The 22,760-nt window shown below is 67.2% G+C and carries 21 protein-coding genes; 15 read left to right on the top strand and 6 right to left on the bottom strand.

The annotated features are described in order from the left end of the window. The first annotated feature begins 434 nt into the window (after positions 1–434). The 9 genes from sapR (at position 435) to CFB47_RS23510 (ending at position 8,407) form a co-directional block, all read left to right on the top strand. The gene (sapR, locus tag CFB47_RS23550) at positions 435–1,316 is read left to right on the top strand and encodes a sap1 transcriptional regulator SapR (RefSeq protein WP_089462441.1); all 882 of its coding nucleotides are present in this window, start codon (positions 435–437) and stop codon (positions 1,314–1,316) included. A 24-nt stretch (positions 1,317–1,340) separates the two neighbouring features. Beyond that, positions 1,341–1,904 carry a D-alanyl-D-alanine dipeptidase gene (gene ddpX, locus CFB47_RS23545; protein WP_089462440.1) on the top strand — a complete coding sequence of 188 codons (564 nt, stop codon included), beginning with the start codon at positions 1,341–1,343 and terminating at the stop codon, positions 1,902–1,904. 46 nt (positions 1,905–1,950) lie between these two features. Then, positions 1,951–3,552: an ABC transporter substrate-binding protein gene (locus tag CFB47_RS23540; protein WP_089462439.1), complete on the top strand. Its 1,602-nt coding sequence runs from the start codon at positions 1,951–1,953 to the stop codon at positions 3,550–3,552. 10 nt (positions 3,553–3,562) lie between these two features. Next, complete coding sequence (locus CFB47_RS23535; protein ID WP_089432870.1) at positions 3,563–4,633, top strand: ABC transporter permease; 1,071 nt, start codon at positions 3,563–3,565, stop codon at positions 4,631–4,633. Positions 4,634–4,699: 66 nt separating this feature from the next. Further along, positions 4,700–5,614: a nickel transporter permease gene (nikC, locus tag CFB47_RS23530; protein ID WP_089462438.1), complete on the top strand. Its 915-nt coding sequence runs from the start codon at positions 4,700–4,702 to the stop codon at positions 5,612–5,614. After that, positions 5,604–6,536: an ABC transporter ATP-binding protein gene (locus CFB47_RS23525; protein WP_373453155.1), complete on the top strand. Its 933-nt coding sequence runs from the start codon at positions 5,604–5,606 to the stop codon at positions 6,534–6,536. Before nikC ends, CFB47_RS23525 begins: the two co-directional genes overlap by 11 nt. Next, entirely contained in the window at positions 6,533–7,309 is a 777-nt protein-coding gene (locus CFB47_RS23520; protein WP_089442201.1) for an ABC transporter ATP-binding protein, read from the top strand. The genes CFB47_RS23525 and CFB47_RS23520 overlap by 4 nt, the downstream gene beginning before the upstream one ends. Positions 7,310–7,437: 128 nt before the next feature. Next, a complete protein-coding gene (locus tag CFB47_RS23515; RefSeq protein ID WP_089442200.1) occupies positions 7,438–7,692 on the top strand; it encodes a GlsB/YeaQ/YmgE family stress response membrane protein in 255 nt (84 codons plus the stop codon). Positions 7,693–8,071: 379 nt separating this feature from the next. Then, positions 8,072–8,407 carry a type 1 fimbrial protein gene (locus CFB47_RS23510; RefSeq protein WP_089458446.1) on the top strand — a complete coding sequence of 112 codons (336 nt, stop codon included), beginning with the start codon at positions 8,072–8,074 and terminating at the stop codon, positions 8,405–8,407. Between the two features lie 67 nt (positions 8,408–8,474). Here CFB47_RS23510 and CFB47_RS23505 read toward each other — a convergent pair whose 3' ends face one another. The 3 genes from CFB47_RS23505 to CFB47_RS23495 form a co-directional block, all read right to left on the bottom strand. Continuing rightward, positions 8,475–9,347 (bottom strand): LysR substrate-binding domain-containing protein, encoded by an 873-nt coding sequence (locus CFB47_RS23505; RefSeq protein ID WP_089463522.1) that lies wholly within the window; start codon positions 9,345–9,347, stop codon positions 8,475–8,477. 106 nt (positions 9,348–9,453) lie between these two features. Continuing rightward, the gene (gene bla / locus CFB47_RS23500) at positions 9,454–10,353 is read right to left on the bottom strand and encodes a class A beta-lactamase (RefSeq protein WP_089462437.1); all 900 of its coding nucleotides are present in this window, start codon (positions 10,351–10,353) and stop codon (positions 9,454–9,456) included. Positions 10,354–10,563: 210 nt separating this feature from the next. Beyond that, the gene (locus CFB47_RS23495; RefSeq protein WP_089462436.1) at positions 10,564–11,424 is read right to left on the bottom strand and encodes a peptidoglycan DD-metalloendopeptidase family protein; all 861 of its coding nucleotides are present in this window, start codon (positions 11,422–11,424) and stop codon (positions 10,564–10,566) included. A gap of 511 nt (positions 11,425–11,935) precedes the next feature. Between CFB47_RS23495 and CFB47_RS23490 the strand changes: the two genes are divergently transcribed. From CFB47_RS23490 to CFB47_RS23480, 3 genes are all read left to right on the top strand, one after another. Then, a complete protein-coding gene (locus tag CFB47_RS23490) occupies positions 11,936–12,832 on the top strand; it encodes a LysR substrate-binding domain-containing protein (RefSeq protein ID WP_089462435.1) in 897 nt (298 codons plus the stop codon). Between the two features lie 46 nt (positions 12,833–12,878). Further along, positions 12,879–13,265, top strand: a complete 387-nt coding sequence (locus CFB47_RS23485; protein ID WP_089462434.1) for an ester cyclase — start codon at positions 12,879–12,881, stop codon at positions 13,263–13,265. A gap of 495 nt (positions 13,266–13,760) precedes the next feature. After that, the gene (locus tag CFB47_RS23480) at positions 13,761–15,935 is read left to right on the top strand and encodes a hypothetical protein (protein WP_089462433.1); all 2,175 of its coding nucleotides are present in this window, start codon (positions 13,761–13,763) and stop codon (positions 15,933–15,935) included. A 112-nt stretch (positions 15,936–16,047) separates the two neighbouring features. On the opposite strand, the gene CFB47_RS23475 is transcribed toward CFB47_RS23480, so the two are convergent. Both CFB47_RS23475 and CFB47_RS23470 read right to left on the bottom strand, forming a co-directional pair. After that, on the bottom strand, positions 16,048–16,788 hold the full coding sequence (locus CFB47_RS23475) for a sulfite exporter TauE/SafE family protein (RefSeq protein ID WP_179258970.1): 741 nt from the start codon (positions 16,786–16,788) through the stop codon (positions 16,048–16,050). A gap of 167 nt (positions 16,789–16,955) precedes the next feature. Continuing rightward, positions 16,956–17,972 (bottom strand): aldo/keto reductase, encoded by a 1,017-nt coding sequence (locus CFB47_RS23470; protein WP_089458453.1) that lies wholly within the window; start codon positions 17,970–17,972, stop codon positions 16,956–16,958. A gap of 137 nt (positions 17,973–18,109) precedes the next feature. On the opposite strand from CFB47_RS23470, the gene CFB47_RS23465 reads away from it, so the two are divergent. After that, the gene (locus tag CFB47_RS23465) at positions 18,110–19,021 is read left to right on the top strand and encodes a LysR family transcriptional regulator (protein ID WP_089462431.1); all 912 of its coding nucleotides are present in this window, start codon (positions 18,110–18,112) and stop codon (positions 19,019–19,021) included. 49 nt (positions 19,022–19,070) lie between these two features. On the opposite strand, the gene CFB47_RS23460 is transcribed toward CFB47_RS23465, so the two are convergent. After that, a complete protein-coding gene (locus CFB47_RS23460; protein ID WP_089458455.1) occupies positions 19,071–20,225 on the bottom strand; it encodes a porin in 1,155 nt (384 codons plus the stop codon). A 382-nt stretch (positions 20,226–20,607) separates the two neighbouring features. Here CFB47_RS23460 and CFB47_RS23455 point away from each other — a divergent pair, with 382 nt between their 5' ends. Next, positions 20,608–21,705, top strand: a complete 1,098-nt coding sequence (locus CFB47_RS23455) for an OpgC domain-containing protein (protein WP_046548090.1) — start codon at positions 20,608–20,610, stop codon at positions 21,703–21,705. A gap of 61 nt (positions 21,706–21,766) precedes the next feature. Then, entirely contained in the window at positions 21,767–22,702 is a 936-nt protein-coding gene (locus CFB47_RS23450) for an esterase family protein (protein ID WP_089462430.1), read from the top strand. Positions 22,703–22,760: the final 58 nt, after the last annotated feature.

Here is a 22,760-nt window from a genome sequence, read left to right as displayed (position 1 = left end):
CGATTGAGCGAATTTCAATTGACGGAACACATGCCGTTTTTCGGATTATCGAAAATCGAACATCCCGTGACGCAAGTTAAATCCATATTCATCTAAAAATTAAATGAATTATTAACCTGAATTAATGAATAAATCTGATTCGCTTTAACTTTGTAATGATTGAGGATGCGGGACGCAGGCGAACCGGTCGGAGCAAATGAGGGGAGAAATTCAACCGTCGGTGTCGGGTAATCCCGTCAGGCATAAACGCAAATTATTCCTGACAGGCATAAACGCAAAATATGCCTGTCAGGAATAATCCACCGCCCCGCTCACGCCTCCTTCCGCCCCTATCGCCTATCCTCACACCATAGTTTTTATCCGCTGGCACGGATGATTTTGGCTTTGTTAGATGGATGACATTCGATCACCCGACGACAACGATCTAACAGCCGATGACCTGCGCGTTTGCCCGTACCGTCGAATCCCGCTATGCCGAGCTGACGCCGACCGCCAAGCGCATCGCGAGCTACATGCTCGCGAACCTCGACCGGCTCGGGCTCGAGACGGCCGACCAGATCGCGCAGCAGGCCGGCACCAGCGGGATCTCGGTCGGGCGATTCCTGCGCAGCGTCGGCTACCGCAACCTCGACGACCTGAAGCGCGAACTGCGCGGCGGCACTGACCGCCCGTGGATGATCACCGACCGGCTCGACGAATATCGTCGCATCGCTGGCACGCCACCGGCCGGAGCCGGCGGCAACGACAGTGAAGGCCCGCTCGCGTCGTCGCTCGAGCGCGAGCTCGATGCGATCCGCCACGTGTACCGGCTCGCCGAAGGCCCGGTGTTCGCGCAGGTGGCCGACCGGATCGCGCAGGCGGACGCCGTGTTCATCCTCGGCATCCAGTCGACGCGCGGGATCAGCAACGCGTTCAGCAGCTACCTCGAGTACCTGCGCCCGCGCGTGTTCTATTCGGACGGCCAGTCGGGCTCGTACGTCGATTCGCTGAACTCCGAATTCGAGCGGCCGTACTGCATCGTCACCGATACACGCGCGTATTCGCGCAGCGCGCGCCGCTATTGCCAGGCGGCCGCCGAGCGCGGGCAGCCGTTCGCGCTGGTCACCGATCTCTCGTGCCCGTGGGCGCGCGACTGGCCGGCCGACCTGCTGCAGGTGAAGACCGACGTCGGCCAGTTCTGGGATTCGCTCGCGCCGCTCACCTGCCTGTTCAACCTGCTGATCACGGCCGTGGTCGACCGCCTCGGCCCCGCGATCGACCGGCGCGTCGCGCGCAACCGCGAACTGCAGCGCACGTTCGATCAATTCGAATCCTGAATGCGAGTGCCTTCCGAACCGCCGATGAACGCTCACCGCCTCGTTGAAATCACGTCCGCCACGCATCGCGTCGACATCGATCTCGTCTACGCGACCGACCGCAACCTGACCGGCAAGCCGATCTACCGCCGCGCGCACTGCCTGCTGCTGGCGCCGGCCGAAGCCGCGCTGCGCCGCGCGGTGAACATCGCGGCGCAAGCCGGCTTCACGCTGCGCATCTACGACGCGTACCGGCCGCCGCAGGCGCAGCAGGTGCTGTGGGATTTCCTGCCCGATCCGAACTTCATCGCCGATCTCGGGCGCGGCTCGAATCACAGCCGCGGCACCGCGCTCGACCTGACGCTCGTCGGCGCGGACGGCGAGCCGCTCGACATGGGCACCGGCTTCGACGAGATGGTCGCCGCCTCCGGTCACTTCCACGCGGGGCTGCCCGAAGCGGTGCAACGCAACCGCCTGCTGCTGCTCGGCGTGATGCACGCGGCCGGCTTCGCGCACATCGACAGCGAGTGGTGGCACTACGAATTGCCGGGCTCGCGCGCGCTGCCGCAAATCGACAATGCGGACAGCGGCCCGTGGCACCTGATGTGATGCACGTCCCCCTTCCCGTTCACGTTCGACAACCGATGGAGCGCACATGAAATTGCTGACATCCCGGCGCGTCGCGGCGCTGGCCGCCGCGTCCGTTCTCGCCGCCGTTCCGCTTTCCGCCGCGCGTGCGGAAACGCCGAAAGACATGTTCGTGATGGCGACGCTGCTCGACGAATTCACGACGCTGGATCCGGGCGAGACCTACGAGCTGGTGCCGGAGGAATACGTCGCGAACACGTACGACCGCCTGGTGCGCGTCGACCTGCGCGACCCGTCGAAATTCAACGGCGACGTCGCCCAGTCATGGACGGTGAGCACCGACGGGCTGACCTACACGTTCAAGCTGCGCCCCGGCCTCAAGTTCCACTCGGGCAATCCGCTGACGGCCGACGACGTCGCGTGGTCGATCCAGCGCGCGGTGCTGCTCGACAAGGGCCCGGCCGCCGTGCTGACCGGCATCGGGCTCACGAAGGCGAACGTCGTCGCCAACGTGAAGAAGCTCGACGACCTGACGGTATCGGTCACGACCGACCAGAAGTACGCCCCGACCTTCGTGCTGAACGTGCTCGGCTCGTGGCCCGCCTCGGTGGTCGACAAGAAGCTGCTGCTGTCGCACCAGCAGGGCAATGACTTCGGCAACGCCTGGCTGAAGACCAACGAAGCCGGCTCCGGCGGCTACAAGCTCGTGAAATGGACGGCCGGCGACAGCGTCGTGCTGCAACGCTTCGAGGGCTACCGTCTGCCGCTCGCGATGAAGCGCATCGTGCTGCGCCACGTGCCTGAAGCGGCGAGCCAGCGCCTGCTGCTGGAAAACGGCGACGTCGACGCGGCGCGCGACCTGAGCCCCGACGATCTGGCGTCGGTCGTGAAATCCGGCAAGGCGAAGGTGTCGGCCTCGCCGCAGGCGACGCTGCTGTATCTCGGCCTGAACACGAAGAACCCGACGCTCGCGAAACCCGACGTGCAGGAAGCACTGAAGTGGCTGGTCGACTATGCGGGCATCCAGGCCAACGTGGTGAAGACGACCTACAAGGTGCACCAGACCTTCCTGCCCGAAGGCTTCCTCGGCACGCTGAACGCGAACCCGTACAAGCTCGACGTCGCGAAGGCGAAGGCGCTGCTCGCGAAGGCCGGCGTGCCGAACGGTTTTTCGGTGACGATGGACGTGCGCAACGACTATCCGTACACCGAAATCGCGCAGGCCATGCAGGCCAACTTCGCGCAGGCCGGCATCAAGGTGCAGCTGATTCCCGGCGACAACAAGCAGACGCTCGCGAAATACCGCGCGCGCCAGCATGACATCTACATCGGCGAATGGTCGGCCGACTACATCGACCCGCACAGCAACGCGCAGGGTTTTGCATGGAACCCGGACAATTCCGACAAGTCGAGCTATAAAATGCTGGCCTGGCGCAACAGCTGGGACATCCCGCAACTGACGAAGGAAACCGACGCCGCGCTCGCCGAACCGACCGCCGCGAAACGTGCGCAACGGTATCAGGCGATGCAGAAGGACATGCTCGCGCGCTCGCCGTTCGTGATCATGTTCGAGAAAGTCGCGCAGGTCGCGACGCGGCCCGGCGTGAGCGGGCTCGACGTCGGGCCGATCAACGATCTCGTGTCGTACCGCAACCTGAAGAAGCAATAAGATTCGCCGCATGTCGACACCCGCCTCCTCCCTCGAAGCACTGCGCACGCTGCCCGCGCGACGCCCGGCCGTGCGCTGGGCGCTGCGCGTGCTGCGCTGGGCGCTCACGCTCGCCGTCACGTTCGCGGGGCTGCTCGCGCTGACGTTCGTGATCGGCCGCAAGGTGCCGATCGACCCCGTGCTCGCGATCCTCGGCGATCGCGCGTCGGCCGACGCGTACGCGGCCGAACGCATCGCGCTCGGCCTCGACAAGCCGCTCGCCACGCAATTCCTGATCTATGCGCGCGACGTGCTGCACGGCAATCTCGGCATGTCGCTGCTGACCGCGAACCCCGTGCTCGACGACATCAGGCGCGTGTTCCCGGCCACGCTCGAACTGGCGACGATCGCGACGCTGATCGGCATCGCGATCGGCGTGCCGCTCGGCGTCGCGGCCGCCGTCAAGCACAACCGGCCGATCGACCACGTCGCGCGCTTCGTCGGGCTGATCGGCAATTCGGTGCCGGTGTTCTGGCTCGGGCTGATGGGGCTGCTGCTGTTCTACGCGCGGCTGCACTGGGTCGGCGGGCCCGGCCGGCTCGATCCCGTGTACGACGGGATGGTCGACACGCGCACGGGCAGCCTGCTGATCGACGCGGCGCTCGCGGGCGAGTGGGACGTGTTCCGCAACGCGGTGTCGCATATCGCGCTGCCGGCCGCGATCCTCGGCTACTACTCGGTCGCGTACCTGAGCCGGATGACGCGCTCGTTCATGCTCGACCAGTTGAGCCAGGAATACATCGTCACCGCACGCGCGAAGGGCTTGTCGGAACGGCGCGTGATCTGGCGGCATGCATTCGGCAACATCATGGTGCCGCTGCTCACCGTGATCGCGCTCACGTACAGCAACCTGCTCGAAGGCTCGGTGCTGACCGAGATCGTGTTCGCGTGGCCCGGGCTCGGCTCGTACCTGACCGGCGCGCTGCTGAACGCCGACATGAACGCGGTGCTCGGCGCGACGCTCGTGATCGGCGCGATGTTCATCACCGTCAACCTGCTGACCGACGCGCTGTACCGCGTGTTCGATCCGCGTGCGCGCTGAGGGTCGACCCGACATGACCGCTTCCACCCTGCTTCTTTCATCGCCCATGCCGAAGGTCGTCCAGTCATGAATGCCGAGCGTCTCACCCTGCGTACGTGGCTGCTCTCCGACGCGCCCGCATCGCGCCCGCAGGCCGCACTCGGCCTCGCGTACCGGCGCTGGCGTCGTTTCGCCGCGAATCCGCTCAACCTGTTCGGGCTCGCGATTCTCGTCGCGCTGATCGTCGTCGCGATCGTCGGCCCGCTGATCATGCCGCACGACCCGCTGCGCCAGGTGCTGTCCGACCGGCTGCTGCCGCCCGGCTCGCCGTCGCACTGGCTCGGCACCGACCAGCTCGGCCGCGACATCCTTTCGCGGCTGATCGCCGGTTCGCGCCTCACGCTCGGCATCGCCATCCTCGTCGTCGTGATCGTCGTGCCGATCGGCCTCCTGATCGGCACGACGGCCGGCTACTGCGGCGGCTTCGTCGACAGCGTGCTGATGCGCATCACCGACATCGCGCTCGCGTTCCCGAAGATCGTGCTCGCGCTCGCGTTCGCCGCCGCGCTCGGGCCGGGCGTGATCAACGCGGTCGTCGCGATCTCGATCACCGCGTGGCCCGCGTATGCGCGGCTCGCGCGCGCCGAGACGATCCGCATCGCGCAGGCCGACTTCATCCACGCCGCGCGCCTGCAGGGTGCGTCGGGCCCGCGCATCCTGCTGCGCTACATCATGCCGCTGTGCATGTCGTCGGTGATCGTGCGCGCGACGCTCGACATGGCCGGCATCATCCTGACCGTCGCGGGCCTCGGCTTCCTCGGCCTGGGCGCGCAGCCGCCGAGCCCCGAATGGGGCTTCATGGTCGCGTCGGGCCGCAACGTGCTGCTCGACGCGTGGTGGGTCGCGACGCTGCCCGGCTGCGCGATCCTGCTCGTGAGCCTTGCGTTCAACCTGCTCGGCGACGGGCTGCGCGACGTCTTCGATCCCCGCCATGGAGCGTGACATGCCGATGAATCCCGCCCCTGCCCCCGCGCCCGCGCCGCTCTGCGAGATCGACGGCCTGAAGATCGGCTTTCGCGGCCATGACGGCACCGTCACCGACGCCGTGCGCGAGCTGTCGCTGACGCTCGCGCCCGGCGAACGGCTCGGCATCGTCGGCGAATCGGGCTCCGGCAAGTCGCTGACGGGCCGCGCGCTGCTCGGCCTGCTGCCCGACGCCGCGCGCTGGTCGGCCCGCACGATGCGCTTCGCGGGCCACGACCTGCTCGCGATGTCGCCGGGCGAACGCCGGCGGCTGTGCGGCAGCCAGATGGGCATGATCCTGCAGGATCCGAAATATTCGCTGAACCCGGTGATGACGGTCGCGAAGCAGATGGGCGAGGCGTTCCGGCTGCACGAGCCGGGCCTGCGCGGCCGCGCGCTGCGCGAACGGATCGTCGACGCGCTCGCGGCCGTGCAGATCCGCGACCCCGCACGCGTCGCCGATGCGTATCCGCACGAGCTGTCGGGCGGCATGGGCCAGCGCGTGATGATCGCGATGATGGTGTCGACCGGCCCGCGCCTGCTGATCGCCGACGAGCCGACTTCCGCACTCGACGTCGCCGTGTCGATGCAGGTGCTCGCGGTGCTCGACGCGATGATCGCGCGACACGACACGGGCCTGATGTTCATCAGCCACGACCTGCCGCTCGTGATGTCGTTCTGCGATCGCGTCGCGGTGATGTACGCGGGCCGCGTGGTCGAAACCTGCGCCGCGCGCGACCTGCGCGACGCATCCCATCCCTATACGCGCGGGCTGCTCGCGGCGAACCCGCCGCTCGCGAACCCGCCGGACGAACTGCCCGTGCTGCGGCGCGATCCGGCGTGGCTCGAGCCCACGCCGCACGCCGGCACGCCCGCCGATCGACAGGAGGCCGCACGATGATCGACGTCGATCACGCATCGATCCGTTTCCCGACCCGCACGGGTCACGTCGACGCCGTGCGCGATGCGAGCTTCGCGGTGCGCGACGGCGAGGTGTTCGGGCTCGTCGGCGAATCGGGTTCCGGCAAGTCGACGCTGCTGCGCGCGCTGACGGGCCTCGTGCCGCTCGCGTCCGGCAGCCTGTCGATCGACGGACGGCCGGTGGGCGGCACGCCCGATCGCGCCTTTCGCCGTCACGTGCAGATGGTGTTCCAGGATCCGTACGCGTCGCTGCATCCGCGCTTCACGGTCGACCAGACGCTGCGCGAGCCACTGTCGATCCATGGCATCGGCGACACCGATGCGCGCATCGCCCGCGCGCTGTCCGAGGTCGGCCTCGGCCCCGCGTTCCGGTTCCGCTATCCGCACCAGCTGTCGGGCGGCCAGCGACAGCGCGTCGCGATCGCGCGGGCGCTGATCGTCGAGCCGCGCGTGCTGCTGCTCGACGAGCCGACGTCCGCGCTCGACGTGTCGGTGCAGGCGGAGATCCTGAACCTGCTGCGCCGCCTGCATCGCGAACGCAACCTGACGATGATCCTCGTCAGCCACAACCTCGCGGTGATCGGCTTCCTGTGCCAGCGCGTCGCGGTGATGCAGCATGGCGAGATCGTCGAACAGCTGCGGGTCGAGGACGTACGCGCCGGGCGGGTGGCGCGCGACTACACGCGCACGCTGCTGAACGCGACCGAAGGCTATCGCCGTCTCGACCCGGTGGCGGGCGCGCCGGCGGCCTGACATCTGCGCGCCGCGCCGGCGTGCGATACTCCGCACGCCACGCGCCGCCCTGCCGCGCATGGAACCCTTGTGCGCCGCACGGGTCAACTTCCTTTCGTCAACAGCTCAACCGCAATAGGGAGGCGTTCATGCTGCAATTCATCGAAACCCTGGTCGTCGGGCTCATCGTCGGCCTCCTCGCCCGCGCGCTCAAGCCCGGCGACGACAAGATGGGCATCCTGATGACCATCGTGCTCGGCATCGTCGGCTCGCTGCTCGCCGGCTACGTCGGCCGCGCGGCCGGCTGGTACGCACCGGGCCAGGGCGCGGGCTGGATCGCGTCGATCATCGGCGCGATCGTGCTGCTCGTGGTCGTCGGCGCGGTACGCAAGCGCACGGCCTGAACGGCGCACCTTCGGCTTCAACGCAAAACGGCCGCTCGGAAACGAGCGGCCGTTTTCTTTTGGATCGCCGATATTCACCTGCGCATCATTTCCACGATTCGTAAACTCGTTGACTTCGCAACGACCTGTCGTGACGACCCGCATCGGACGTCCGCTTTCCAGTCGAGCGTACAGCACCGGCATTACCCTGATTTGATATCTCGCAAATCAGGCATAGATTGAATTCAGCAATACGAAATCGTTTGTTGTTATCCCAAATTTGCAATTTTCCACTCAAGAGTTTCGATGATTTTGCCGTTTACGCATACAGCATCGCAGCGTTAGACGGACTGCCACCCGAGCGGCCCCGCTGCGACGCGCTTCCTCTCTGGAGCCTGTCATGAAGCATCGCCCTATCGCCGCCTCGTTCGTCCTGGCTGCTTCGCTTCTGGCCACTTCCTCGTCCTTCGCCGCCGGCGCGTCCGGCACCATCTATTTTTCCGGCATGATCGTCGAGCCGCCCTGCTCGTTCGCGGTCGATACGGCCGATGTCGCTCGCGGGCAGGTCCGTCCTGACTGTCCGCGCCCGGCCTCCGGCCAGATCGCGTTCGTCGACGCGGCGAGCCAGCAGGCCATCAAGACCACGACCTTTACCCAGGCCTCGCGCGCAATCGTTTTACCGAACCGTCCGGGCAACAACCACGCGCCGATGATCGCCGTCGTGACGTACCAGTAAAGCCGTCCGCCGGCGCGGGATCCAGCGGATTCCGCGCGCCGGTTCGGCGTAGCTGCGTGATCGCCGGTCAATCGCGATGGCGCGCGATCCAGTCGCTGAACGCGCGGATCTTCTGCTGGTTGCCGAGGTTCTCGGGATAGACGAAGAAATAGCGCGCGCCCGTCTCGAGCACGATGTCGAACGGACGCTCCAGCCGGCGCGCGCTGACGTCGTCGTCGACGAGCGTCACGTCGCCGATCGCGACGCCGAAGCCCTGCATCGCCGCGTTCGTCGCGAGATCGAGCGTGTCGAACGTCGGCCCGCGCGCGGGATCGACGCCGCGCTCGCCGGCGTGATCGAGCCACGCGCGCCAGTCGCGGTGGTCACGCGTCGGATGCAGCAACGTATGGCGCGCGAGATCGCCGACCGCGTCGAGCGGCGACGTCTGCCGCAATTCGGGCGCGCAGACGGGCGTCAGCCGCTCGTCGAACAGCGGCAGCGCGAACACGCCGGCGCCCGGCGACGTGCCGTAGACAACGGCCGCATCGAACGGCTCGGTCGAGAAATCGACGACGTGCTGCCACGCGGTCGTGATCTGCACATGGAAATCGGGATGCTCGCCCTGGAAGCGCATGATGCGCGGCAGCATCCAGCGCATCACGCAGGTCGGCACCTTCAGCGCGAGATCGGTGCGCTGCCGCGTGAGCCGCATCGAAATGTCCTCGATCCGCGCGAAGCTCTCGTTGACCACCGGCAGCAATTGCTCGCCCTCCGCCGTCAGCGTGAGGCCCTTCGCATGCCGCTTGAACAACGGGAAACCGTAATGCGCCTCGAGCGTCTGGATCTGCCGGCTTACCGCGCCCTGCGTGATGCACAGCTGCTCGGCCGCGCGCGTGAAGCTGCGGTGGCGGGCCACCGTCGAGAAGATCTGCAGCGCGTGCAGGGGCGGAAGTCGGCGCATGAAGAAGGCAAACGGAAAAACGGCGCGGAAGGACCGCGCGCCGACCCCGGCGCGCACTGTCCGACACGATAAGCCAAACGCCGGCTTTGCGCGAGGCGCGGGACGCTCAGGCCGTCGCGGTGAGCGCGCCCGCCACGATGCGCGCCGCCGACGCGACGACGTCCGCGCGGGCCGCCGCGGCGGCCTGCGGCTGCGTGAACGACACGGCCATCACGATCGGCGCACGCGACGGCGGCCACAGCACCGCGACGTCGGTCGTCGTGCCGTAGCCGCCCGTGCCGGCCTTGTCGGCGATGCGCCAGCCGGGCGGCACGCCCGCCGCGATGCCGGTCGCGCCGCGCGCGCCGCCGACCATCCATTCCGTCAGTCGCGCGCGCTGCGGCTCCTGCAGCGTGTTGCCGAGCAGCAGCCGCTGCAGCGTGTCGACCATCTCGACCGGCGTGGATGTATCGCGTTCGTCGCCGGGCGCGGCGTTGTTCAGTTCGGGTTCCCAGTGATCGAGGCGGAACGACATGTCACCGCTTGTGCGCGCGAACGCCGTGACGGCCTGCGGGCCGCCGAGCACGCCCATCAGCAGGTTGCCGGCGCCCTTGTCGCCCGACTGCAGCATCGCCGCGCACAGCTGCTCGATCGTCATGCCCGTGTCGACGTGGCTTTCCGTGATCGGCGAGCCCGCAACGATTTCATAGCGGCGGTACAGGATGCGGCGCGGCAGCAGCGACGCGTCGAGCGAGCCGCGCGCGAGCATCGCGGCCGCCGCGGCGACCGCATACGTGCCGCACAGCGGGAAGCGCTCGCGCGCATGGTGCGCGATGCGCACGCCGTTCGACGTATCGAGCGCGGCGACGCCGAGCCGGCCATTCGAGGCCTTCTCGAGCGCGGTCAATTCAGCCTGGGCGGTGTGGGCGCGCCCCTGGTCGGCGACCGGCGCGGACGTGCACGCGGCAACGAACGGCGCGGCAACGGCGGCAAGCAACAGCGAGCGGCGTGTCGGAGAGTGTTCCATGAATGTCGTGAGTTCTGTCGGTATCGGTGGCACGAAGCAGCTCGGGCACGCGTCGAAGCAGCGTGCCCGTTCACGCCGGCGGCCGGCCCGCGACGGCCTACGCCGCGCATCCCCGAAAGACGACCGCCGGCCCCGCGAAGCGCGGGACTTGCATGAACAGACCCTAGCGTAGCAGTGACCGCCGTGCCGTTCCAGCGAAACGGCCCGGCGTCACCCTTGCGACGAAGGCAGATACGGCATCGGATTGACCGGCTTGCCGTCGCGTCGCACTTCGAACAGCAGCGCGACACGCGAGTTGTCGAGGTCGCCCATCTCGGCGATCTCGTCGCCCTGGCGCACGATGTCGCCCGTCTTCACGAGCAGCTTGCGGTTGTGCGCATACGCGGTCAGGAAATCCGCGTTGTGCTGGACGATGATCAGGCTGCCGTAGTCGTTCAGGCCGGTGCCCGCGTACATCACGCGGCCGTCGGCCGCGGCGCGGACCGGGTCGCCCGGCCGGCCGGCGATCTGGATGCCGCGGTTCTGTCCCGGCCGGAAGCCGTCGACGATCTTGCCGCTCGCCGGCCACTTGAGCGCGACGCCGCCCGCATGCCGCTTCGTTTCCTTGACGACCTGACGGTCGCTCGCATTCGACGCGGTGGTCTGCGCGGCGGCCGGGTTGCTCGCCGCATCGTTGCCCGACGCCGACGATGCGGCCACCTGCGTGCCGGCCGCGCCCGGCGCCGGCAACGGCTGCTGCTTGACGATGCGCAGCACATGCCCCATGCGCAGCCTGCCGTTCGCGCCCAGCTTGTTCCAGGTGCGCAGGTCGGCCACGCTGCAGCCGTTCGCGGACGCGATGCCCGTCAGCGTGTCGCCGCGCTTCACGACGTACTTCTGCGCGACGAGAATCGGCGCCGGCGGCGGCGTACTGGCCGACGGCGCAGCGGCGGGCTGGCTCGACGGCGAAGGCTGTCCCGCCAGCGTGTCGCTCGGCGGAACGGACTGCGTGCTTGCACAACCGGCCATGACGAGCACGACTGCCAGGCCTGGCAGCCACGCCGCGTTGCGGTGAATCTCGCGCGTTTTCATGGACGATCCGACTCCGGTTTGACAATCTTTCAAGCATCTCAAAAACGGAACGGCCGACGTGTAACCGGATGCAAACAATGATGACAAACGATCACGAACCGGATGCCGGCCGGCATTCGCTACCGGTAATACGGTCCGATTCAGGAAAACTTGATGGTCTTTTGGCAGGAAGGCGGAAGAATTTTCGTCGCGGGAAACTATGACGATTGAATTTCAATAGGCACTAGGCAGCCATCGCCGCGACGTTCAACGCAACCACGCGGCGAATTCGGAACACGCCCACGCGATGCCGATGCACAGGAACAGCACGTGCAACGCGATCTTGAACGACACGCCCCACGACGGATCGATCTGCATGACAGGCTCCCCGGTTGATGTGCGGCCATGATCCGTCAACGATCGCGCCCCGAAAATGCGGAACCGGCGAATCGGGCCTCAAGCTGCGCCTGAGACCCCGGCCGCGGTTCCCTGCTAACTTATCGGCCATTCCAATACGATTGCCCCACCCATCATGCGCTTCGACCTGACCGACCTGCGGCTTTTCCTGAACATCTGCGAGGCCGGCACGATCACGAGCGGCGCCGAGCGGACTCACATCACGCTGCAGGCCGCGAGCGAGCGCATCCGCGGCATGGAGGACGAGCTCGGCGTGCCGCTGCTGCACCGGACCAAGTCGGGCGCGCAGGCCACCGATGCGGGCCGCGCGCTCGAACACCACGCGCGCACCGTGCTGCAGCAGATCGACCACATGCGCGGCGAACTGCAGCAATACGGCCAGGGGCTGCGCGGACATATCCGGCTGCTGTGCAACACGGCGTCGCTGAGCGAATACCTGCCCGACGCGCTGGCCGACTACCTGCCGCATCATCCGAAGCTGTCGATCAGCGTCGAGGAACGCTCGAGCCAGGAGATCGTGCATGCGATCCGCAACAAGACGGCCGAGGTCGGCATCGTCGCCGATTCGGTCGGGCTCGGCGGGCTCGAACAGAAGCCGTTCCGCGAGGACTGGCTGATCGTCGTCGTGCCGGCCGCGCATCCGCTCGCGTCGCAGGACAAGGTCGCATTCGACTCGATCGTCGATACCGACTTCATCGGCCTCACCGACGGCAGCGCACTGCAGGTGCATCTCGCCGACCAGGCGCGCGTGCTCGGCAAGCGGATCCGCTATCGTGTGCAGTTGAAGAGCTTCGATGCGATCTGCCGCGTGATCGCGAGCGGCGTAGGCATCGGCATCGTGTCGCGCCATGCGGCCGAGCGCGCGATGCAGACGATGGACGTGCGGCTCGTCGAGCTGTCCGATGCGTGGAGCCATCGTCGGCTGAAGCTGTGCGCGCGGTCGTTCGATGCGCTGCCGAAGTACACGCGCGAGTTTGTCGCGTTCCTGTCCGGCGAAACCACGCCGGGGTGACACGCGCCGCATCCGACTCATCTCGTCGATACAAGGAGGCACGGCCATGACCGACACCGATCTCGCAACCCGCTACCGCGCATACATCGACTGCCTGAACCGGCAGGACTGGCCGGCGCTCGGCGAATATGTCGCCGACCACGTGATCCACAACGACCGGCCGCTCGGCCTCGCCGGTTACCGCGCGATGCTGGAACAGGACTTCCGCGACATTCCCGATCTCCGTTTCGACATCCGGCTGCTCGTGTGCGAGCCGCCGCGCATCGCCTGCCGGCTGCGCTTTGCCTGCTCGCCGAGCGGGACGTTCATGGGGCTCGCCGTCGACGGCCGGAAGGTCACGTTCTGCGAGAACGTGTTCTACGAGTTTCACGACGGCAAGATCCGCCAGGTCTGGTCGGTGATCGACAAGGCGGCGATCGAGGCACAGCTTTAGGCTCGACGGAACGGCGTGGCAGCCGGTCGCCATCGCGCCCGATGTCCGTCGAATTTATCCCGATCCTTGTGGATAACGTTTTCTTTCGAAATTCAGCGAACCCGCATCGGCGCACATTCCTTCTAGCCATCGCTTCCGAATCGGCGTCCTTCGCCGCACCCTGCCTCACCAAGAAGAAATACCGGTAAATCCTGCAATATTTCGTTCTCCCCCTTCACTCCCGCCTTCCCACCATCCGGGTTTTTCCCGCCCCGCCAGACGTGAAAGTTCATTGACATCACGCCGATCGCTGCATAAATTAGGAAAACGTTTTCCACCAACGCAGCGCGACGCTCATCACGGCCCGTGCAGGGAGAACGCTTGCCCGCTCGATAAGTGATTCAGGCCGTCCGTCTTCAGGGATCAGGGTTGCAAGACGGCGGCCGGGTACGGGCATCGAGCGCGGCAACGGCGACACCCGCCCGTCCTTCATCACTATTCAAAACTGGAGACACAATGCATCCGCGCAGCAGATTCGCGCTCGGCGCCGCGCTCAGCGCCCTTTCCGTCCTGTTCGTCAGCGCCTGCGGCGGCAACGACGTGACCGACACGCCGCCACCGTCGTCATCTTCGCCGCCCCCGTCCACGACACCGACGCTCGCGCCGAACTCGCTGCAGGCGCTCGTCTACGGCGCACCCGACACCAGCGTGCCGGCCGGCGCGAACATTCCGGTCACGATGATGGGCCAGATGCGCGCACTGTTCGACCTGATCCGGAAATCGCCCGACTTCACGCAGGTCGTGATGGATCTCGGCGACGGCACGCCGGTCCACGTGCTCGACACGAACACCGGCGACAAATTCCTGCCGGGCAAGCTCGCGCTCGGCCTGTCGTACATCCTGATCGACATGAAGTCGAAGAACGATCCGCAGTACGCCAGCTACCTCGCGACGTACCAGACGATCACGACCGCGATGATGGCGCAGTCGGGCAGCAACTACACGTACGCGAATACGTCCTGGGGCGAGTACTACTACCTCGTCGCGCTGAACAACCTGAAAGCGCACGGGATGCTCAACGAAATCTTCAGCGACGCGATGCTCGCGACGCTGCAGCAACGCCTCACCTTCTGCGACATGTTCGGCCCCGATGCGAGCGGCAAGACCGATACGTGCCCCGCCGCCGGCACGCCGATCGACATCGCCTCCCTCAACACCGCGCAGAATTACTATGCGGTGTCCTACGGAATTGCCGGGCTGCGCCAGAAGCTCGGCTGGAGCAGCCCGTCGTTTGCATCGAAGACCGATCCGTCGGTCGCGACGATGGGTGCGCGCGACGCGCTGCTGTACACGCTCACGAACCATATCCGCAACGACTCGTCGGGCGGGTTCTCGGACGAAGCGTCGAACACGCACACGACCTACTACGACCAGGCGCGCTTCGACCGCTACAGCACGCTGCTGATCGGTGAAGTGACCGAGCGCACGTTCGAGATGGGTAACGAGGCGAACCTCACGCCCGAGCTGAAGGGCTACCTGCGCAAGTCGGTCGACCTGATCCTGCCGCAGCTGAACGCGAACGGCCAGGGCTTCAACTACGGCCGCTCGATCGGCCCGTACGGCGATTCGGCGTTCATGGAAGTGCTGACGGCCGCGGCCAATGCCGGCGTGCTGACCGACCAGGAAAAGCAGGTTGCATACAAGTTCATCTACCAGGCCGCGCAGCGTTTCGACACATACTGGTACGACCCGTCGCTGCCGACGCCGTCGGTGAACATGTGGGTCAAGGGCCGCGGCACGGACGCGTATCGCGGCAAGCCGCGCGTGATGGGCGAGAACTTCAGCCTGCTGCACCAGTACCTGTACGTGAACGCGTGGTGGAACAAGCTCGGCTTCGGCGGCAAGGCGCCGATGGCCGATACGGACTACAACGCGTGGCTCGACGCGCTGCCGCACTACACGCTCACCTGGTACAACCAGCCGGGCGACACCGCGCATCCGTACAGCGCTGCGCTCGTCACCGTGCGCGACGGCCGGCGCGTGATCAACCTGAACCTCAGCCAGGCGCCCGACTACAACTCGTACACGCCGTACTACCCGGTGCCGTTCTCCGACAAGCTGATCTACGGCACGACCGATCTCGGCTACGCGCTGCTGGTGCCGCAGGTGTCGTACAACGGGAAGACCTACATTCCCGTCACGTACTACAAGAACCTGAACGTCCAGCAAGGCAACGGGCAGGTGATCGTGTCGTTCGATACCGCGAAGTTCCGGCTCGCGTCGAAGAATGCGGCATACACGACGGATCTCGACCTGCAGGTGCATACGGTGCTGACGTTCGCGCACGGTTCGGTCGCCCGCAGCGATACGCTGAGTACGGGCTCGCTCACCGGCAACCTGTCGGTCGAGACGGACTTCACGTCGTTCGCGGATTTCGCGTCGACGCAGGCGAACGGCGACGGCGTGTCGGTGACCTACGCGAACAGTGCCGCGACCGGCTATGCGGCGTCCGGGTTCGACACCTGCGCGCTGTCCGCCTTCGACACGGCGAACGGCACGACGAATCCGCTGTCGACGACGCCGATCGGCCAGCTGCATTCGAACTTCGCGTGTACGACGAAGCCGTTTGCCCTCGGCGCGGGCGCGACCCGCACGTTCGGTTGGACGCTGAAGTACGCCGACCCGGCCTGAGCGAGGTGACCTGCGTCCGGTGAACGCGCCTGAAGCCCGCGGTTGTCGAAACCGGCTTCGGGCGCGTCACGGACAGCGGACCGCGGGCATCGCGCTCGTCAGCGAGGCCCACTTACAGCCACCCCGAAGCCGCCATGTATGCGCCGAGCGCGATCAGCCCGACGAAGAAGCAGCGCTTGAACGCCTTCTCGCTCATCACACGCCGTGCATATTGCCCGCCGGCCATGCCCGCCAGCGCCGGCACGAGTGCGAGCGCCGACACGCCGAGATCGACCGTCTCCAGTGTGCCCGTCACACGCAACTGCAGGCCGAGCACGATCGTCGATGCGGTAAACGACAGCCCGAGCGCCTGGATCAGGTCGTCCTTCGACAGCCGCAGCGCCTGCAGGTACGGCACGGCCGGCACGACGAACACGCCGGTCGCGGCCGTCACGACACCCGTCAGGTAGCCGACCACGGCCGACAGCCATGTTTCATGGCGACCCGGCGCGGGCAGCCGCGCGGCGGCCAGCCCCCACAGCCCGTAGAGGATCAGCACCATGCCGAGCGCCGCATGCGTCCAGGTGCTGCCGGCCGCGAGCGCAGGCAGCCCGCCTGTCAGCGTGCCGATCGTCAGGCCGGCGAGCAGCGGCCACAGCCGGCGCAGCAACGGCCCGAACGACGGGCCGAGCCACAACTGCCACACGTTGGTGACGAACGACGGCACGAGCAGCAGGCTCGCGGCGGCCGACGGCGGCATCGCGAGCGTCAGCAGCCCCATCGCGATCGTCGGCAGCCCGAGCCCGATCATCCCCTTGACCGCGCCGGCCAGCAGGAAGACCACCGCGATGATCGTCAGCGTATGAACTTGCATGAAAGGCATTCCGTCCGGTTGAGTACGGCGCCGATGGTGAACCCCGATCGCGCCGCTCGCCATCTGGTTTTGCCTGAGGCTGGCTAGGGCTTGCCGGATGGGGCGGCGGCGCGGTTATGGCGATGGGCCCAGCCCCAGCCCCAGCCCCCAGATTCGAGCCGCGCCGATCAGTCCCCGTGAGAGGCCCCCTGTCCCTGCTCGCTGTCGAGGTGCGCCATCTGTGCGGCCGGATAACGCTCGCCGGCAGCCGCCCCGGCGGGAACCGCCGCTTCAATGCGAGCGATGTCATTGACCGTTAGTTGCATTTCAGACGCCTGCAACGCATCCTGAAGCTGCGTGCGCTTGCGCGCGCCGATCAGCGGCACGATATCGCCGCCGCGCGACAGCACCCACGCGATCGCGACCTGCGCCGGATTGCTGCCCTTCTCGTCGGCGACTGCACGCAGCGCGTCGACGAGCGCGAGGTTGTGCGCGAGGTTCTCGCCCTGGAAGCGCGGGCTCGCCGCGCGGAAATCGCGCTCGCCTTCCCGCGCGGTGCTCCAGCGCCCGCCCAGCAGCCCGCGCGACAACACGCCGTAGGCCGTCACGCCGATCCCGAGTGCGCGGCACGCGGGCAGGATCCCGGCCTCGATGCCGCGCGACAGCAGCGAATACTCGATCTGCAGGTCGGAGATCGGCGCGACGGCGGCCGCGCGGCGGATCGTGTCGACGCCGGCTTCCGACAGGCCGATGTGGCGCACGTACCCGGCCTTCACGAGATCGGCGATCGCACCGATCGTCTCCTCGATCGGCACGGCCGGATCGACGCGCGCCGGCCGATAGATGTCGATGTAGTCGGTGCCGAGCCGTTTCAGCGAGTACGCGACGAAGTTGCGGATCGCCACCGGCCGCGCGTCGTAGCCGGCAAACCCGCCGGCCGGATCGCGCAGCGCACCGAACTTCACGCTGATCAGCACCTGGTCGCGTGCCCGGCCGCGCAGCGCGTCGCGGATCAGCATCTCGTTGTCGCCCATCCCGTAGAAATCGCCGGTGTCGAGCATCGTGATGCCGTGGTCGAGCGCCGCGTGCAGCGTCGCGATGCTTTCGTCGCGGTCGGCCGGGCCGTAGAAGTCCGACATCCCCATGCAGCCGAGCGCAATTGCCGACACCCGCGGGCCGGTCCGGCCCAGTTCACGCGTTTCCATATCCGTTTCCTCGAGTGATGAATGAACAGGCCGGATTCTGGGCGCATCGCGGCGCGCGATAAACGCGAAACACTCAACCAAACCATTCGACGCTGATTAACAATGGAGCCTGCTCTCCACCCACGCACCCGCTCCGCATGGATCATCTGCAAGCAATGCGCATCTTCGCGCGCGTCGCCCATCTCGGCAGCTTCACGAACGCGGCCGAACAGCTGCACCTGCCGCGCCCGACGGTCAGCAACGCCGTCCAGTATCTGGAAAAGCACCTGAAGGTCCGCCTGCTGCAGCGCACGACGCGGCGCGTCGCGCTGACGGCCGAAGGCGCGACCTACTACGAGCGCTGCATGCGGCTGCTGGCCGATCTGGACGACGCGGAAACGCTGTTCGAGGACGCCGGCACGACGCCGCGCGGCGCGATCCGCGTCGACCTGCCCGAACGTTTCGCGCTGAACCAGGTGATTCCGGCGCTGCCGGGTTTCCACGCGCGCTACCCCGACCTGCGCGTCGTGATCGGCACGACCGACCGCTTCGTCGATCTCGTCGCCGACGGCATCGACTGCGCGGTACGGGTCGGCGCGATGTCCGATACGTCGCTCGTCGCACGGCGCATCGGCGAACTGGCGCAGATCAACTGCGCGGCGCCCGCGTATCTCGAGCGGCACGGCATGCCGCGCTCGCCGGACGAGCTGCCGGACCACGTCGCGGTCGGCTATTTCTCGAGCCGCACGGGCCGCGAGCTGGACTGGGAATATGCGGATATGGATTCGGGCGAGCTGCACGCGGTCAAGATGCGCAGCGTCGTGTCGGTCAACAGCTCGCAGGCGTATCTCGCGTGCTGTCTCGCGGGCCTCGGGCTGATCCAGGCGCCGCGCGAAGGGCTCGGGCCGCTGCTCGCCGACGGCTCGCTGGTGGAGGTACTGCCGGAATGGAATGCCAGGCCGCTGCCCGTGTCGGTGGTGTTTCCGACCGGCCGGCATCTCGCGCCGCGCGTGCGGATCTTCGTCGACTGGCTCGCGGATACGCTCGGGAGCAACCCGCGGGCAGACTGACGGCAGCGGGCGCCGAGGCGCTCGGCCTCGGCACTGCCCGCCCACCCGATCAGAACTTGTGGCGGATCGCAGCGCGCACCGCGAACTGGTTCGACGACGCCGACGGGCCGTCCGTGCCGACCACGTAGCCGCCGTCGGCCGCCGTGCCGGTCTTGTCGCCGCCCACCTTCTGCCATGCGCCCTGCAGGTACACATCGGTGCGCTTCGACAGGCTGTAGTCGGCCATCAGGCCGACCGTGTGGTATTTCGGCTTGAATGTTCCGGCCGCGGCATCGTACTTGCCGTCCGTATACACGTACTGCGCACCGAGATAGAAATCGGGCGTGAGCTGGTACTTGCCGTTGATCTCGAAGTTCTGGAACTTCGTCGCGGTCAGCCCGAGGCCGGCGAACGTCGACGCCGGCAGGTAGACGGTCGACACCGGGTTCTTCACGTCCGTCTTCGTGTAGACGAAGCCGAGCGTGGCCGGGCCGAACGTGTAGTTGACGCCGCCGCCGAAGATCCGCAGGCGGTCGGCGACGAAGTTGGCGTCATCCGCCGAGATCGCGCCCGCGCTGCCGATACCCGGGTTGTTCGCCTGCAGGTACGCCGCCGCCACCTGCAGCCCGGCCAGCGAATACTGCGCGCCGAGGCTGTACTGACGGTTGTTCGAGAAGCCGGTGCTGTTGCTGAAGCTGTACGTGCCGCCGAACGTCAGGCCGTTCCAGTCGGCGCTCGCATACTTGACCGTGTTGTTGACGCGGAACGAATTGTCCGTGTTGTCGTTGTCGAACGGGTGCGAGAACAGCGTGCCGCCCCAGTTGCCGTTCGCCGTGAGCGGCGCGAGATAGTCGACGACAGAATCGTACTGACGGCCGAAGGTCAGCGTGCCGAAGCGCGGCGCGCTCAGCCCGACGAACGCCTGGCGGCCGAACATGCGGCCGCCCTGGCCGAGCCGGCCGTTGTTCACGTCAAAGCCGTTTTCCAGCGTGAAGATCGCCTTCAGCCCGCCGCCGAGATCCTCGCTGCCCTTCAGGCCCCAGCGGCTGCCCTGCGCATAGCCGCTCGCCAGCTGGTAATTCGTTTTTCCGACCCCATTGACGTTGACGTTGTTCGTGTAATTGAAGCCTTCATCGATCACACCGTACAGCGTCACACTGTTCTGGGCGAAGACCGGCGCGGCGAAAGCGGCTAGCGCGGCGGTAAAAATGATGTGCTTCTTCATGACGGTTCTCCGGAGCCGGGGGCCGGGCAGGGTCGAGTGCCCGGCGAATGTTTGGTCTGTTTTAGGTGTGGCCCGCAGGGCGGACGACGCGGTGTGCGGCCGCGTGAGGTCAAAATGGTGTCACGTCGCAAACCGTCCGTCCATCGGGGTAGATGAACCCTGCGCAAACCGTTGCGCTCGTCCAACTGCCCCGTTGCGTGGACTGCCTGACCCGGCTTATCGGCAGCAGCACGACGGCCGACCATTCGCGTAAACCCGATGTGCACCGCATCGGTGGCACAATGCGCATCCGTTCGTCATTTCTTCACGAAGTCATGCTTCCCCCCGATTCATGCGCGGCGCGTGCCGGCCGCGCCCGCGGCCCGCGCCGGGAGGCGGTCCGATGACCGCACCGGCCCGGGCCGGCCGCTACGCCGAGCTCGATTTCTTCCGCGGCCTCGTGCTGCTCGTCATCGTCGTCGACCACATCGGCGGCAGCATCCTGTCGCGCGTGACGCTGCACGCGTACGCGCTGTGCGACGCGGCCGAGGTCTTCGTGTTCCTCGGCGGCTTCGCCACCGCGATCGCGTACAACTCGCTCGCCGAACGGCACGACGAGGCCGCCGCACGCCAGCGCTTCATCCGGCGCGCATTCGAGATCTACCGTGCGTTCCTCGTGACGGCCGGCCTGATGCTGCTGATCACGGCCGCGCTGAACGCGTTCGCGATCGACGGCCCGAACATGCCGACCAACGACCTCGACGGCCTGCTCCACAAGCCGCTCGCCGCGCTGCGCGACATCCTGCTGTTCCGCCGCCAGCCGTACCTCGCGTCGGTGCTGCCGATGTACGCGTTCTTCGCGCTGCTCGTCCCGCTCACGCTGCCGCTCGCGCGCACGCAGCCGTGGCTGCTGCTCGCGTTCAGCGGGTCGCTGTGGTATGCCGCGCCGCACGTCGCGCGCTTCTTGCCGACCGTCGAAGGCGCGCCGTGGGACTTCAATCCGTTCGCATGGCAGTTCCTGTTCGTGCTCGGCGTGATCGCGCGCTGCCAGCCCGTCTACCAGACGCTCGCGCCGAAGCCGCAGGGCTGGCTGCTGACGGCCGCGGCGCTCGCGATCGTCGCGGCCGGCGCGTACTACCGGCTGCGCATCGAGCCGTTCCCGACCGATCCGTCGATCAAGCAGAACCTCGGCGCACTGCGGCTCGCGAACTTCCTCGCGATCGCGTGGCTCGCGGCCAAGCTCGTGCACCTCGGCTGGATGAAGAAGGTCGCGCACGCGATGCCGTGGATCGGCACGATCGGCCGGCAGGGGCTGCTGTGCTTCGTCGCGGGCACCGCCATCTCGCTCGCGGTCGATTCGGTGCTCTACCAGGCGACCGAAGGCTATCTCGACGTGAAGCTCGGCCTGATTGCCGACGTCGTTGCAATGGGCCTGCTGTATCTCGTCGCCAAACTCTACGGGCCGCTCGTCGCGCGGCTGCCGTTCCGTTCGCGGCGATGATGCGCCGCGCCGTCATGCGCCGCTGCTACGATAGCCGGCGCCTCTCCTGAAACGATTCGACATGCGCCGACTCGCCCTTCCGTTCGCCCTCGCCCTGATCGCCGGCTCCATCGCCACGGCCCGCGCCACGCCGCCCGCGCCGGCGGCCTTGCCCGCCGCGCCGCCGCCGGCCGTCCAGACCGCGACGACCCCGTCGGCCGCCCAGGAGAGCGCGCTCAATCCGGGCAGCAGCGTCGTGCTGCGCACGTTCCGGTCGGCGTCGCTGAAGCGCGACTGGTCGTACACGGTCTACCTGCCGCCCGGCTACAACCCGGAAGGCGCGCGCTACCCCGTGATGTACCTGCTGCACGGCAACGCTGGCAACGCGAACGACTGGGTCACGCAGGGCCGGCTACAGGCCACCGCCGACACGCTGATCGAGCGCCGCGAGATCCCGCCGGTCGTGATCGTGATGCCGCAGGGCGGCACCGACTGGTACGTCGACCGCAAGGAGAAGATGCAGAGCGCGTTCCTCAACGACCTGCTGCCCGAGGTCGAAGCGCACTTCGCGGTGTCGAACCAGCGCGCGGGCCGCGCGATCGGCGGCGTGTCGATGGGCGGCTTCGGCGCGCTGCGTTTCTCGCTGCTCGAACCCGGCCTGTTCTGCGGCGCGATGCTGCTGAGCCCCGCGATCTACGCGAACGAGCCGCCGCTCAATTCCGCCGCGCGCTACGTCGGCGTGTTCGGCGACCGCGTGTTCGACCCGCGCGTATGGCACGAGCTCAACTACCCGGCGCTGATGCGCGGCTACTTCGCGCGCAGCTGGCGGATCCCGATGTTCATCGCGGCCGGCGACGACGACCTGACCATCCAGGCCGAATCGAGCGTGCTGTATACGCAGCTGCGCCGTGCGCAAAACCCGGCCGAGTTGCGCATCGTCGACGGCGGGCATACGTGGGACGTATGGCGCGGGCTGCTCGGGCAGGGGTTGAAGTACGCGCTCGAATGCGTGAAGTGACGGCGGGCGGGCGTTGCGCCGCCCGTTTTCGTCAGGCTGGCCGGTGACCGGCGGCCCG

It is taken from the genome of Burkholderia sp. AU27893, from assembly GCF_002223205.1.
Lineage (GTDB): Bacteria > Pseudomonadota > Gammaproteobacteria > Burkholderiales > Burkholderiaceae > Burkholderia.
This window is presented reverse-complemented; position numbering and strand designations above follow the sequence as displayed.